The organism is Pseudomonas pseudonitroreducens, assembly GCF_021603645.1.
Lineage (GTDB): Bacteria > Pseudomonadota > Gammaproteobacteria > Pseudomonadales > Pseudomonadaceae > Pseudomonas > Pseudomonas pseudonitroreducens.
In genome coordinates this window covers 310,967-324,202 of sequence record NZ_BQHJ01000002.1, presented here as the reverse complement: position 1 = coordinate 324,202, position 13,236 = coordinate 310,967, and the positions used below count along the sequence as shown (strand labels likewise).

The 13,236-nt window shown below is 65.6% G+C and carries 12 protein-coding genes; 10 read left to right on the top strand and 2 right to left on the bottom strand.

The window, feature by feature from the left end:
* Window positions 1-112: 112 nt before the first annotated feature.
* Complete coding sequence (gene motA / locus L6D89_RS05680) at window positions 113-964, top strand: flagellar motor stator protein MotA (protein WP_054906352.1); 852 nt, start codon at window positions 113-115, stop codon at window positions 962-964.
* A gap of 2 nt (window positions 965-966) precedes the next feature.
* Window positions 967-2,043, top strand: a complete 1,077-nt coding sequence (motB, locus tag L6D89_RS05675) for a flagellar motor protein MotB (RefSeq protein WP_236199034.1) — start codon at window positions 967-969, stop codon at window positions 2,041-2,043.
* Window positions 2,044-2,288: 245 nt separating this feature from the next.
* Here motB and rsgA read toward each other — a convergent pair whose 3' ends face one another.
* Window positions 2,289-3,320, bottom strand: a complete 1,032-nt coding sequence (rsgA, locus tag L6D89_RS05670; RefSeq protein WP_236199033.1) for a small ribosomal subunit biogenesis GTPase RsgA — start codon at window positions 3,318-3,320, stop codon at window positions 2,289-2,291.
* Window positions 3,321-3,409: 89 nt separating this feature from the next.
* On the opposite strand from rsgA, the gene orn reads away from it, so the two are divergent.
* Window positions 3,410-3,952, top strand: coding sequence for an oligoribonuclease (gene orn, locus L6D89_RS05665; protein WP_236199032.1), 543 nt, complete (start codon window positions 3,410-3,412; stop codon window positions 3,950-3,952).
* Window positions 3,953-4,047: 95 nt separating this feature from the next.
* Here orn and queG read toward each other — a convergent pair whose 3' ends face one another.
* Window positions 4,048-5,109 carry a tRNA epoxyqueuosine(34) reductase QueG gene (queG, locus tag L6D89_RS05660; protein ID WP_236199031.1) on the bottom strand — a complete coding sequence of 354 codons (1,062 nt, stop codon included), beginning with the start codon at window positions 5,107-5,109 and terminating at the stop codon, window positions 4,048-4,050.
* Window positions 5,110-5,207: 98 nt separating this feature from the next.
* On the opposite strand from queG, the gene L6D89_RS05655 reads away from it, so the two are divergent.
* From L6D89_RS05655 to hflX, 7 genes are all read left to right on the top strand, one after another.
* A complete protein-coding gene (locus tag L6D89_RS05655) occupies window positions 5,208-6,710 on the top strand; it encodes an NAD(P)H-hydrate dehydratase (protein ID WP_236199282.1) in 1,503 nt (500 codons plus the stop codon).
* Complete coding sequence (gene tsaE, locus L6D89_RS05650; RefSeq protein WP_236171291.1) at window positions 6,698-7,165, top strand: tRNA (adenosine(37)-N6)-threonylcarbamoyltransferase complex ATPase subunit type 1 TsaE; 468 nt, start codon at window positions 6,698-6,700, stop codon at window positions 7,163-7,165. Before L6D89_RS05655 ends, tsaE begins: the two co-directional genes overlap by 13 nt.
* A gap of 7 nt (window positions 7,166-7,172) precedes the next feature.
* The gene (gene amiB, locus L6D89_RS05645) at window positions 7,173-8,603 is read left to right on the top strand and encodes an N-acetylmuramoyl-L-alanine amidase AmiB (protein WP_236171292.1); all 1,431 of its coding nucleotides are present in this window, start codon (window positions 7,173-7,175) and stop codon (window positions 8,601-8,603) included.
* The gene (gene mutL / locus L6D89_RS05640) at window positions 8,600-10,504 is read left to right on the top strand and encodes a DNA mismatch repair endonuclease MutL (protein ID WP_236199030.1); all 1,905 of its coding nucleotides are present in this window, start codon (window positions 8,600-8,602) and stop codon (window positions 10,502-10,504) included. The genes amiB and mutL overlap by 4 nt, the downstream gene beginning before the upstream one ends.
* Before the next feature lie 78 nt (window positions 10,505-10,582).
* Window positions 10,583-11,545: a tRNA (adenosine(37)-N6)-dimethylallyltransferase MiaA gene (gene miaA / locus L6D89_RS05635; RefSeq protein WP_236199029.1), complete on the top strand. Its 963-nt coding sequence runs from the start codon at window positions 10,583-10,585 to the stop codon at window positions 11,543-11,545.
* A gap of 106 nt (window positions 11,546-11,651) precedes the next feature.
* The gene (hfq, locus tag L6D89_RS05630) at window positions 11,652-11,900 is read left to right on the top strand and encodes an RNA chaperone Hfq (RefSeq protein WP_017520393.1); all 249 of its coding nucleotides are present in this window, start codon (window positions 11,652-11,654) and stop codon (window positions 11,898-11,900) included.
* A 12-nt stretch (window positions 11,901-11,912) separates the two neighbouring features.
* Window positions 11,913-13,214, top strand: coding sequence for a ribosome rescue GTPase HflX (gene hflX / locus L6D89_RS05625; protein WP_236171295.1), 1,302 nt, complete (start codon window positions 11,913-11,915; stop codon window positions 13,212-13,214).
* The last annotated feature ends 22 nt before the right edge of the window (window positions 13,215-13,236 follow it).

Below are 13,236 nucleotides of genomic sequence, written 5' to 3'. Positions count from 1 at the left end.
CGCCGAACTGGTTTTTAGTGTTTTCGGCCTATAGTCTTGCCCGAAATCTCCGATAACAACAGGGAGGCGGGAATCATGCCTCCTTTCTGTTCACAGTTTCAGTCCGGTCCCCATGGCAAAAATCATCGGCATCATCGTCATTCTGGGTAGCGTGCTCGGCGGCTACATGCTCTCCGGCGGCAAGATTGCTGCCATCATCCAGCCGTTCGAAGTGCTGATCATCGGCGGTGCCGCGCTGGGCGCCTTCCTCCAGGCCAACCCTGGCAGCACCTTCATGACCGTGCTGAAGAAGGCGCCGAAGATGTTCGGCAACCGCTTCACCCACACCTTCTATCTGGAAGTGCTGGGCATGCTCTATGAGGTGCTCAACAAGAGCCGCCGCGAGGGCATGATGGCCATCGAGGCCGACGTCGAGGACCCGGCTGCCAGCCCGATCTTCAGCAAGTACCCGGCAGTGCTCAAGGATGACCGCATGACCGCCTACGTCTGCGACTATCTGCGCATCATGTCCTCCGGCAACATGGCGCCGCACGAGCTGGAAGGCCTGTTCGACATGGAACTGGGCAGCCTCAAGGAAGACCTCGAACACCCCGCCCACGCGGTGACCCGCGTCGCCGACGCCCTGCCAGGCTTCGGTATCGTCGCCGCGGTACTGGGCATCGTGATCACCATGGCGCTGCTTGGCCAGGGCAGCCAGGCCGAGATCGGCCATCACGTCGCCGCGGCGCTGGTAGGTACCTTCCTCGGTATTCTCGCCGCCTACGGTTTCGTCGGCCCGCTGTCCAACGCCCTGGAGCACGACGCCAAGGAAGAGCTGAACCTCTACGAAGCGATCAAGGCCTGCCTGGTGGCATCTGCCTCCGGCATGCCGCCGTCGCTGGCCGTGGAGTTCGGCCGCAAGGTGCTGCTGCCGGCGCATCGTCCCAGCTTCAGTGAGCTGGAACAGGCGGTACGTGGGCGCTAAGCATGGATAACAACCAGCCGATCATCGTCAAGCGCATCAAGCGCTATGCCGCCGGCCACCATGGCGGTGGCTGGAAGATCGCCTTCGCCGACTTCGCCACCGCCATGATGGCGTTCTTCCTCGTGCTGTGGCTGCTGTCTTCGGCCACGCCCGAGCAGAAGAAGGCCATCTCCGGCTACTTCCAGGACCCCATCGGCTTCACCGAGAGCGCCAGTCCCTACGTCATCGACCTGGGCGGCACGCCGACGCCGGCGCCGGACAAGACGCTGAACCCGCAGATCCAGGCCCAGCCGGACGCCGACGAGACGCGCATCAACCCGGACGAGAACGCCAAGGTCACTGAGCAACAGGCCCAGGACGTCGCCGAGCAGGTGGAGAAAGAGCGCCTGGAGCTGCTGCTGCAGGAGCTGCAGAACAAGGTCGACGAGAACCCGACGCTGAAACGCTTCAAGGACCAGATCCTCTTCGAGATCACCCAGGACGGGCTGCGCATCCAGATCGTCGATTCGGACAATCGGCCGATGTTCGACCTGGGCAGCGCGCGCCTGCAGTCGTATTTCGAGGACATCCTGCTGGCGCTGGCCGAGACCATCAAGCAGGTGCCGAACAAGATCAGCATCAGTGGCCACACCGACGCCAAGCCCTACGCCGGCAACGGCGACTTTGGCAACTGGGAGCTCTCGGCCAACCGCGCCAACGCGGCGCGCCGCGCGCTGGAAGCCGGCGGCTATCCGGAAGACCAGATCGCCCGCGTGGTGGGTTACGCCTCCTCGGCGCTGTTCGACCGCGACCAGCCGCTGAATCCGGTAAACCGCCGCATCGACATCATCGTCCTGACCAAGAAGGCCCAGCGTGCCATCGAGGGACAGGACGGTGGCGCTGAGAAGCCGGCCGATGGCGCCACGCCTGCCGTGCCGGGGGCACAAGCTGCTCCCGGTGCTCCCGGTGCTCCGGGTGCCCCGAATGCCGCGCCGGCCAGGCAGGGCGACCCCGTGCCGCCGGACCAGCTCAAGCAGAAGCTCAACCTGTTCGACGACGGTGGCACGCTGAAACTCGACGAGCTGAACAAGCAGCAGTAGGAAACGAAGAAGGCCAGCTGAAAAGCTGGCCTTCTTCGTTGCGCTTCATGCCATTGATTGGCCGAGGCGTGCTCTTCGTAGGAGCGAGCTTGCTCGCGAACCAACGCCGCTGCGGAAGCTGTTCGCGAGCAAGCTCGCTCCTACTGGTCCGCGCAACATCGGTGCGGCGGATAACGCGTGAGGGTTATGCGCCCTACGGCTCGCATCGGTGTAGGGCGGATAAAGCGGAACGCTTTATCCGCCAATCAATATTCGTCTTCCGGCAGGCTGGCGAGGATGTGCCGGTAGCTGTTCATCCGCTGCGGCGAGACGCGCCCTTCTTCCAATGCCTTGAGCAATGCGCAGCCCGGTTCACGGTCATGCTTGCAGTCGCGGAAGCGGCAGTGGCCAAGCAGATCGTGGAATTCGATGAAGCCGGCCTCCACATCGTCGCGGCTGACATGGCCGAGGCCGAATTCGCGAATGCCGGGGGAGTCGATCAGGTCGCCGCCGGCGGGGAAGTGGAACAGCCGCGCGGTGGTCGTGGTGTGGGTGCCCTTGCCGGTGACTTCGGAGAGGTCGCCGACACGCGTGTCGACCCCGGGCAGCAGTGCGTTCACCAGCGACGACTTGCCCACGCCGGACTGGCCGACGAACACGCTGACGTGCTCGTTCAGCGCGGCGCGCAGGGCATCCAGTGCCAGGCCGTTGGCGGCCGAGACTTCCAGCAACGGGTAGCCCAGCTCGCGGTAGGTGCCCAGCAGCGCATCGAGGAAGGGGGCGTTTTCCTCGTCGATCAGGTCGGCCTTGTTCAGCAGCAGCAGCGGCTTGATGCCAGCGTGTTCGGCAGCTACCAGGTAACGGTCGATCAGGTTGGCGTGGGGTTCCGGGCGCGGGGCGAAGACGATCACGATGCGATCGACGTTGGCCGCCACCGGCTTGAGCACGCCGCGCATGTCGGGGCGGCGCAGCTCGGATGTCCGCGGCAGTTGCGCGACGATCACCCCGATGCCCTGGTTACCCGGGCGCCAGACCACCTGGTCGCCGGTCACCAGCGGAGGCAGGTTGGCGCGCAGGTGGCAGCGGAACACCTGGCCGGCGGCGTCGCCGTCCTGGGCCTCGACTTCCACCTGGACGCCGAAGTGGGCGATCACCTGCCCGGTCTGTTCCGGGCCCAGGTCGCCGCCTTCCAGTTCTTCCAGCGCGCGTGATTCGCGCTTGGCGGCGCGGGCGGCGCGCTCTTCCTGGACTTTTTCGATCCGCCAGCTCTGCCGGCGGGTTAGGTGACGCTTGGCCATAGGGAATCCACAGGGAAAATCGCGCCGCAGTTTAGCATGCACTGGTGCGCTTCCCGCTAAACTAGGGGGCTGAGCTGAGGAGCCCCATCATGCAGAACCCGCAGAACCTGATCTGGATCGACCTGGAAATGACCGGGCTGGACCCGGACAAGGACGTCATCATCGAGATGGCGACCATCGTCACCGACAGCGACCTCAACATCCTCGAAGAAGGCCCGGTGATCGCCGTGCACCAGAGCGAGGAGCTGCTCGCCGGCATGGATGAGTGGAACACCCGCCAGCACGGCCAGTCCGGCCTGACCCAGCGGGTGCGCGAAAGCACCATCTCCGCCGCGCAAGCCGAGGCGATGACCATTGCCTTCCTGGAGAAGTGGGTACCCAAGCGCAGCTCGCCGATCTGCGGCAACAGCATCTGCCAGGATCGCCGCTTCCTCTATCGGCATATGCCGAAGCTGGAAGGCTACTTCCACTACCGCAACCTGGACGTCTCCACCCTCAAGGAACTGGCCGCGCGCTGGGCCCCTTCGGTGCGTGACGGCTTCAAGAAGGGCAACACCCACCTGGCCCTGGATGACATCCGCGAGTCCATCGCCGAGCTGCGCTACTACCGCGAGCATTTCATCAAGCTCTGAGTGGGCGGCATCTCGTAGGGCGCATAACCTGGAACAGGTTATCCGCCGACGTGCGCGGCGGATAACGCTGGCGCGTTATGCGCCCTACAAGAGCCTCAAGCGCCGTGCCGGCCCAGCGCCCACTCCACATGCTCGCGTACCAGTTCCGATGGGAACTCCCGCCGCGCGCGCAGCGCCTCGATCACCGGGATGGTCGACGGCGCATTGCCCAGCCCCACAGCCAGGTTGCGCAGCCAGCGCTCGTAGCCGGCGCGCCGCAATGGCGAGCCTTCGGTGCGGCTGAGAAACTCTTCTTCCGTCCACAGGAACAGCTCCGCCAGCGCGGCGTTGTCCAGGCTGTGGCGCGGCTGGAAGTCGTGCTGGTCGGTGGCGCGGGCGAAGCGGTTCCACGGGCAGACCATCTGGCAGTCATCGCAGCCGAACACCCGGTTGCCGATGAGCGGGCGCAGGTCCTCGGGGATCGAGCCCTTCAATTCGATGGTCAGGTAGGAGATGCAGCGCCGCGCGTCCAGTACATAGGGTGCGACGAAGGCGGCGGTGGGGCAGATGTCCATGCAGGCCGAGCAGCGCCCGCAGTGCTCGGTGCCGTGCGGCGCGTCCACCGGCAGTGGCAGATCGGTGAACAACTCGCCGAGGAAGAAATAGCTGCCGGCCTTGCGATTGAGCACCAGGGTGTTCTTGCCGATCCAGCCCAGGCCCGATTGCTCGGCAATGGCCTTCTCCAGCACCGGCGCGCTATCGACGAAGGCGCGGAAACCGAACGGCCCCACCTGCTGCTGGATGCGTTCGGCCAGTTGCTGCAGGCGCTTGCGGATCAGCTTGTGGTAGTCGCGGCCCAGGGCGTAGCGCGATACATAGGCCTTCTCCGGATCGCCCAGCACCTGCGCCATGCGCGTGTCGCCGGGCAGATAGTCCATGCGCAGCGACACCACCCGCAGGGTGCCGGGCACCAGTTCGTCCGGCCGCCAGCGCTTGCTGCCGTGGGCGCCCATGTAGTCCATCTCGCCGTGATAGCCGGCGGCCAGCCAGCGCTGCAGGTGCGCACCGTGCGCCTCCAGGTCGAGCCCGCTGATGCCGACCTGCTGGAAGCCGAGTTCGCGCCCCCAGTCCTTGATGGCGCGGGCGAGGTCGTCATGGTCGAGCGTTGAATCGTGCATGGAGGGCAGGAAACCGAAGTCCGGGTGCGTATAATTCTGCCAGACCTTGCCGGCGTCGGCCTGCCCGCACGCCAAGGCGACACACCCTGCCGCCCGGAATCGCGATGACTGCCCACGATAATCTGCCCCTTGATCTCTACAGCGCCCAGCAGGTACGTGACCTCGACGCACGCCTGATCGCCGCTGGCACGCCCGGCTTCGAGCTGATGCGCCGTGCCGCCCATGCTGCCTGGCGCGCCCTGCGCCGCCAGTGGCCGGATGCCGGCGAGATCACCGTCCTGGCCGGCCATGGCAACAACGCCGGCGATGGCTACCTGATAGCGGCCCTGGCCCTGCGCGCCGGCTGGCGCGTGCGCGTGCTGGCGGTGGGCGAGGCTTCGCGGCTGTCCGGCGATGCCGCCTCGGCCCATGGCGAGGCGCGCTCAGTCGGCGTGGCTATCGATGCCTGGAGCGAGCGTGCCGAACTGCGCGGCGTGCTGGTGGATGCGCTGCTGGGCACCGGCCTCGGTGGCGAGGTGCGTGAACCCTATGCCTCGGCCATCGGCGCAATCAACGCCAGCGGACTGCCGGTGCTGGCGGTGGACATCCCTTCCGGTCTCAGCGCCGACACTGGGCAAGTGCTGGGTTGCGCGGTGCACGCCGACCTGACCGTGACCTTCATCGGCCTCAAGCTTGGTCTGTTCACCGCCAGTGGCCCCGATCAGTGTGGCGAACTGGCGTTCGACGGGCTCGATGCCGATCCTGCGCTGATTTCCGAGGACGGCGTGGCGCGCCGTCTCGCTCCTGCCTCGCTGGCTCGCCTGGCTGTGCGCCCGAAGGCCGCGCACAAGGGCCAGTTCGGCCATGCGCTGGTAATTGGCGGCGATACCGGCATGGGGGGCGCCGCTCTGCTGGCAGCGGAAAGCGCGCTGCGCTGTGGTGCCGGGCTGGTTTCTCTGGCGACGCGCACGGCCCACGTGCCCGCTGCGTTGGCTCGCCGGCCTGAGTTGATGGTGCGCGGCGTTTCCTCTTCTGCCGAGCTGCTGCGTCTCGCCGAGCGCGCCGATGTCCTGGTAGTGGGGCCCGGTATCGGTCGCGAAGCCTGGGGCCGTGTGCTGGTCAGTGCCGCGGCGAGCCTGGCGTGCCGGCAGGTGTGGGACGCCGATGCGCTCAATCTGCTGTCCGAAGGGCTGGTCGCTCGTCCGTCCGCTGACTGGTTGATCACTCCCCATCCCGCCGAAGCGGCGCGTCTGCTAGGGATAACCACCGCCGAGGTCCAGGCGGACCGCCCGAATGCGGCGCGCGCACTGGCACAGCGCTATCAGGCCGTGGTCGTGCTCAAGGGCGTCGGCAGCTTGGTCGCGTCTCCGGATGGACGGCTGGCGCTGTGCAGTCATGGTCACCCTGCCATGGCGGGCGCTGGGCTCGGCGATGTGTTGTCCGGCATTCTCGGTGCGCTGCTGGCGCAGGGCTTGCCTGCGTTCGATGCCGCCTGCCTGGCAGTCTGGCTGCATGCATGTGCCGGCGAGTCGCTCGGTGCGCAAGGTCGCGGCCTGGCAGCCGCCGATCTGATTCCTGCCGTTCGTCAGTTGCTCGAGGAGCTGTCCCCATGCCTGAACTGAATCTTTTCGCCGACGGCGAAGATGCCATGGTCGACCTCGGTCGGCGGATTGCCGAGGCAGCCGGCGGACGCGGGGTGATCTACCTGCACGGAGACCTGGGGGCGGGCAAGACGACCCTCTCGCGCGGCATTCTGCGCGGATTGGGCCATGCCGGAGCGGTGAAAAGTCCGACCTTTACCCTGGTCGAGCCCTACGAAATCGGCGATCTGCGCGCCTTCCACTTCGACCTCTACCGCCTCGCCGATCCGGAAGAACTGGAGTTCCTCGGTATCCGCGACTACTTCGAGGGCGACGCACTGTGCCTGATCGAGTGGGCGGAGCGCGGCAAAGGCATTTTGCCAAAGGCCGACATGGACATTACCATTGTTCCGCATGCGGGCGGACGCATGCTGCGCCTCGACCCGCACGGAACACGGGGCGAAGCCTGGTGTGCCGCCCTGGCCACGGGAGCATAGAAAAAAGATGGGTTGGGGGTTGCGCCTTCGGGCGTTGTTTATCGGGGTGTCCGTTCTGCTGGCATTCTTTGCCGGCGAGGTTTCTGCCGCCACGCAAATCAAGAGCGTGCGCATCTGGCGCGCGCCGGACAACACACGTCTGGTGTTCGACTTGTCCGGTCCCGTGCAGCACAGTCTGTTCACCCTGAGTGCACCCAACCGCATCGTCGTCGACATCAATGGCGCGCAGATGGCCGCCGCACTCGACAAGCTCAAGCTGAGCAACACGCCGATCACCGCGATGCGCTCTGCACAGCGCTCGCCCACCGACCTGCGCCTGGTGTTGGACCTGAAGAACCAGGTCACGCCCAAGAGCTTCGTGCTGCCGCCGAACCAGCAGTACGGCAATCGCCTGGTCGTCGACCTGTATGACCAGGGCGCTGACATCGCCCCGGACGTACCGGCGACCCCGACCCCCAGCGTACCCGCCACCCCGGTCAGCCCGGCGCAGTCGGTCGCCAAGATTCCCGCGCCCAGCAGCGGCGGCAAGCGTGACATCGTGATTGCCATCGACGCCGGCCACGGCGGCGAAGACCCCGGTGCTCTCGGCCCGAACGGCCTGCACGAGAAGAACATCACCCTGTCGATCGCCCGCGAACTGCAACGGCAGATCAACCAGATGAAGGGCTTCCGCGCCGAACTGACGCGGACCGGCGACTACTTCATCCCGCTGCGCAACCGCACCGTCATCGCCCGCAAGAAAGGCGCGGACCTGTTCGTTTCCATCCATGCCGACGCCGCGCCCAGCCGCAGCGCCTTCGGTGCCTCGGTGTTCGCCCTGTCCGATCGCGGCGCCACCTCCGAGACCGCGCGCTGGCTGGCCGACACGGAAAACCGTTCCGACCTCATCGGCGGTGATGGCGGCGTCAACCTCGACGACAAGGACAAGATGCTCGCCGGCGTGCTGCTCGACCTGTCGATGACCGCCACCATGTCTTCCAGCCTGGACGTCGGCCACAAGGTCCTGACCAGCGTTGGGCGTGTCACCCCGTTGCACAAGCGTCGGGTGGAACAGGCCGGCTTCATGGTGCTGAAGTCTCCGGATATCCCGTCGATCCTGGTGGAAACCGGGTTCATCTCCAACCCGAACGAATCGGCCAAGCTGGCCAGCGGTTCGCACCAGCAGGCGCTGGCGCGATCCATTGCCAGCGGTGTGCGCCAGTACTTCGTGCAGACCCCGCCGCCGGGCACCTACATCGCTTCGCTGCGTGACGGCGGCCAGTTGGCTTCCGGCCCCCGCGAGCACGTGGTGCGCGCCGGCGAGAGCCTGGGCATGATCGCCAGCCGCTATGACGTCAGTACCGCATCGATCCGCAGTGCCAACAGCCTGAAGACCGATGCCCTGAAGGTCGGCCAGGTGCTGAACATTCCCGGCACTGCCCTGGCGTCGCAGCAATGAGTGACGTTCGCCGAATCCAGCTGCTGACTCCGCGGCTGGCGAACCAGATCGCTGCCGGCGAAGTGGTCGAGCGGCCCGCCTCGGTCATCAAGGAACTGCTGGAAAACTGCCTGGACGCCGGTGCGAAGCGCATCGATGTCGAAGTCGAGCAGGGCGGCGTCAAGCTGCTGCGTGTGCGTGACGATGGCAGCGGCATCCCCGCCGACGACCTGCCACTGGCACTGGCGCGCCACGCCACCAGCAAGATCCGCGAACTGGAAGACCTCGAGCGGGTGATGAGCCTGGGCTTCCGTGGCGAAGCGCTGGCCTCGATCAGTTCCGTCTCCCGTCTGACCCTGACGTCCCGCACCGCCGACGCCGAGCAGGCCTGGCAGGTGGAAGTCGAGGGGCGCGACATGGAATCCACGGTGAAGCCGGCGGCGCACCCGGTGGGCACCAGCATCGAAGTGCGCGACCTTTTCTTCAACACCCCGGCGCGGCGCAAGTTCCTGCGCGCCGAGAAGACCGAATTCGATCACCTGCAGGAAGTCATCAAGCGTCTGGCCCTGGCGCGCTTCGACGTGGCTTTCCACCTGCGCCACAACGGCAAGACCATCCTCTCGCTGCATGAAGCGAAGGACGAAGCCTCCCGCGCCCGACGCGTCGGCGCGGTGTGCAGCTCCGGCTTCCTCGAGCAGGCCCTGCCCATCGAGGTGGAGCGCAATGGCCTGCATCTGTGGGGCTGGGTTGGCCTGCCGACCTTCTCCCGCAGCCAGCCGGACCTGCAGTACTTCTACGTGAACGGCCGCATGGTGCGCGACAAGCTGGTCGCCCACGCCGTGCGCCAGGCCTATCGCGACGTGCTGTACAACGGCCGGCATCCGACCTTCGTGCTGTTCTTCGAGGTCGACCCCGCGGTAGTGGACGTCAACGTCCACCCGACCAAGCACGAAGTGCGCTTCCGCGACAGCCGCATGGTCCACGACTTCCTCTACGGCACCCTGCACCGGGCGCTGGCGGAAGTGCGCCCGGACGATCAGCTGGCGCCGCCGGGAGCGACCAGTCTGACTGTGCCGCGCCCCACTGGCGCGGAAGCCGGCGAGTTCGGCCCGCAGGGCGAGATGCGCCTGTCCGAGACCGTGCTCGAGGCTCCTGCCGCCGCGCGCGCCTGGCAGCCGAGTCCGACTTCCGCCGGCGCCGGCGCTGGTGGCGGCTACAGCTATCAGCCGAACCGCCCGGAAATGCCGCCGATCCAGGAGGCCCAGGGCGCCTACAAGGCCTACTTCGCTCCGTTGCCCGACCAGGTGCCGCAGGCGCTGCCGGAAAGCAGCCAGGACGTGCCGCCGCTGGGCTATGCCCTGGCGCAGCTCAAGGGCATCTATATCCTCTCGGAGAACGCCCACGGCCTGGTGCTGGTGGATATGCACGCTGCTCACGAACGCATCATGTACGAACGCCTGAAGACCGCCATGGCCAGCGAAGGCCTGCGCGGCCAGCCGCTGCTGGTGCCGGAGTCTATCGCCGTCAGCGAGCGCGAGGCGGATTGCGCCGAAGAGCATGGCAGCTGGTTCTCCAGGCTGGGCTTTGAATTGCAGCGGCTCGGCCCGGAAACCCTGGCGATCCGCCAGATTCCCGCGCTGCTCAAGCAGGCCGAGGCCACCCAGTTGGTGCGCGACGTGCTTGCCGATCTGCTGGAGTACGGCACCAGCGACCGTATCCAGGCGCACCTCAACGAGCTGCTCGGCACCATGGCCTGCCACGGCGCGGTACGCGCCAACCGGCGTCTGACCCTGCCGGAGATGAACGGCCTGTTGCGCGACATGGAAGTGACCGAGCGCAGCGGCCAGTGCAACCACGGCCGCCCGACCTGGACCCAGTTGGGGCTCGACGAACTGGACAAGCTGTTCCTGCGCGGACGTTGATTTCCGTAAGGTTGCGTTCAGGAAAGTGCAGTAAACTGCGCGCCAATCGATTCAGCAGTGCGCAATAACGAGCTCCCGATGTCCCTGCCTCCCGCCATTTTTCTCATGGGCCCCACCGCCGCCGGCAAGACCGACCTGGCGCTGGAACTGGCGCGCTTGCTGCCAGTGGAGTTGATCAGCGTGGACTCGGCGCTGATCTACCGCGACATGGACATCGGTACTGCCAAGCCTTCTCGTGAAGTGCTGGCCGAGTTTCCGCACCGCCTGATCGACATTCGTGACCCCAGCGAGGCCTATTCGGCGGCGGAGTTCCGCGCTGACGCCCTGGCGGCCATGGCCGAGATCACCGCGGCCGGGAAGATCCCGCTGCTGGTTGGCGGCACCATGTTGTATTTCAAGGCGTTGCTGGAAGGTCTGGCCGATATGCCCGGCGCCGACGCCGCCGTGCGGGCTGAGCTGGAGGCCTGGGCCGCCGCCGAAGGCTGGGGCGCTCTGCATGCGGAGCTGGCCCGCGTCGACCCGGAGTCGGCTGCACGTATCCATCCCAACGATCCCCAGCGACTTGTCCGGGCCCTTGAGGTGTACCGTGTGAGCGGTATGTCCATGACTGCACATCGCCTGCGCCAGGCGCGTGAAAATGCGGGTCTCGGCGCGCAAGGCGGTGGACAATTACCGTATACTGTGGCTCATCTGGCAATCGCGCCTCTGCAGCGCCAGGTATTGCACGAGCGTATCGCGCAACGTTTTGACCAGATGCTGGAACAGGGCTTCATCGCCGAGGTCGAACGCCTTCGCGCAAGGAGTGACTTGCACGTGGGGCTACCGTCCATAAGAGCGGTGGGTTACCGACAGGTATGGGATTACCTCGAGGGCAAACTGTCCTACGCTGAGATGGTGGAGCGCGGCGTCATCGCCACGCGGCAGCTAGCCAAGCGCCAGTTCACCTGGCTCCGCAGCTGGAGCGATCTACACTGGTTGGACAGTCAGGCAAGCGACAATTTGCCGCGTGCCTTGAAATACTTTGAGGCGGTCTCCATATAGGCTCGAGACCTTAATTCCGGCCGTCTATCCTTGGGGTTCAGGACGGCGTTAAGCCAAATTCGACTACTACTAAATCAGTTTTTTACCCTTACAAGGAGTGCGGCATATGTCAAAAGGGCATTCGCTACAAGACCCTTACCTCAATACCCTGCGCAAAGAACGCGTTCCGGTTTCCATCTACCTGGTCAACGGCATCAAGCTGCAGGGTCAGATCGAATCCTTCGACCAGTTCGTCATCCTGCTGAAGAACACTGTCAGCCAGATGGTCTACAAGCACGCTATCTCCACCGTGGTTCCCAGCCGCCCCGTGCGCCTGCCCACCGGTGATCAACCGGCCGAGCCGGGCAACGTTTGACGGGAGTCCGCCTTGTTCTTTGAGCGCCCGGGTGGTGGGGAACGGGCCATTCTGGTCCATCTGGAAGGTCAGGACCCCGAGGCGCGCGAAGACCCGCAGGAATTCCAGGAGCTGGCCCGTTCGGCAGGCGCGGAATCGGTTGCTTTCGTCAGCATTTCGCGCCATCAGCCCTCAGCCAAGTACCTGATCGGCAGCGGCAAGGTCGAAGAGTTGCACGACCTCGTCCACGCCGAGAAGGTCGAGCTGATCATCTTCAATCACACCCTTACGCCGAGCCAGGAGCGCAACCTCGAGCGAGCGCTCGAATGTCGCGTGCTCGACCGTACGGGGCTGATCCTCGACATCTTCGCCCAGCGCGCCCGTACCCACGAAGGCAAGCTGCAGGTGGAGCTCGCCCAGCTGGAGCACATGAGCACGCGTCTGGTACGCGGCTGGACTCACCTTGAACGCCAGAAAGGCGGTATCGGCCTGCGTGGCCCGGGTGAAACCCAGCTGGAAACCGACCGCCGCCTGCTGCGTGGGCGTATCCGCCAGATCAAGTCCCGCCTGGAAAAGGTCCGCAGCCAGCGTGAGCAGGCTCGTCGTGGCCGTCGCCGGGCGGAGATTCCGGCGGTATCCCTGGTGGGCTACACCAACGCCGGCAAGTCCACGCTGTTCAATGCGCTGACCACTTCCGAGGTCTATGCGGCCGACCAGTTGTTCGCCACCCTCGACCCGACCCTGCGCCGCCTGGAGCTGGATGACGTCGGGCCGATCGTGCTGGCCGACACCGTGGGCTTCATTCGTCACCTGCCGCACAAGCTGGTGGAGGCGTTTCGGGCTACCTTGGAAGAGTCCAGCAACTCCGATCTGCTGCTGCACGTGATCGACTCCCACGAGCCGGATCGCGACGCGCAGATCGAACAGGTGCTGGCGGTGTTGAAAGAGATCGGCGCGAACGAATTGCCGATGCTCGAGGTGTACAACAAGATCGACCTGCTGCCGGACATGCAGCCGATGATCCAGCGCGACGAGTTGGGCAAGCCGGTTCGTGTCTGGCTGTCGGCGCGGGAATCGCGCGGACTGGAATTGCTCGAGCAGGCGGTCGCCGAGTTGCTGGGGGAGGACATGTTCGTCGGAACGCTCTGTCTGCCACAGCGCCTCGGACGACTCCGGGCTCAGTTCTTCGAGCTGGGTGCGGTACAGTCGGAGAATCACGACGAACAAGGACGCGCCGTTTTGCAGGTCCGCCTGCCGCGTGTCGAGTTGAACCGCATGGTGAGCCGCGAAGGCTGGCAGCCGGCGGAGTTCATTGCGCAACACACTTTGCAATAAAGCCCGGCACACTGTTTTTGGC

Coding starts and splice junctions, on each gene's coding strand:
- amiB (WP_236171292.1), top strand. CDS start 7,173: ATGGGTTGGGGGTTGCGCCTTCGGGCGTTGTTTATCGGGGTGTCCGTT.
- hfq (WP_017520393.1), top strand. CDS start 11,652: ATGTCAAAAGGGCATTCGCTACAAGACCCTTACCTCAATACCCTGCGC.
- motA (WP_054906352.1), top strand. CDS start 113: ATGGCAAAAATCATCGGCATCATCGTCATTCTGGGTAGCGTGCTCGGC.
- mutL (WP_236199030.1), top strand. CDS start 8,600: ATGAGTGACGTTCGCCGAATCCAGCTGCTGACTCCGCGGCTGGCGAAC.
- miaA (WP_236199029.1), top strand. CDS start 10,583: ATGTCCCTGCCTCCCGCCATTTTTCTCATGGGCCCCACCGCCGCCGGC.
- queG (WP_236199031.1), bottom strand. CDS start 5,109: ATGCACGATTCAACGCTCGACCATGACGACCTCGCCCGCGCCATCAAG.
- tsaE (WP_236171291.1), top strand. CDS start 6,698: ATGCCTGAACTGAATCTTTTCGCCGACGGCGAAGATGCCATGGTCGAC.
- orn (WP_236199032.1), top strand. CDS start 3,410: ATGCAGAACCCGCAGAACCTGATCTGGATCGACCTGGAAATGACCGGG.
- rsgA (WP_236199033.1), bottom strand. CDS start 3,320: ATGGCCAAGCGTCACCTAACCCGCCGGCAGAGCTGGCGGATCGAAAAA.
- motB (WP_236199034.1), top strand. CDS start 967: ATGGATAACAACCAGCCGATCATCGTCAAGCGCATCAAGCGCTATGCC.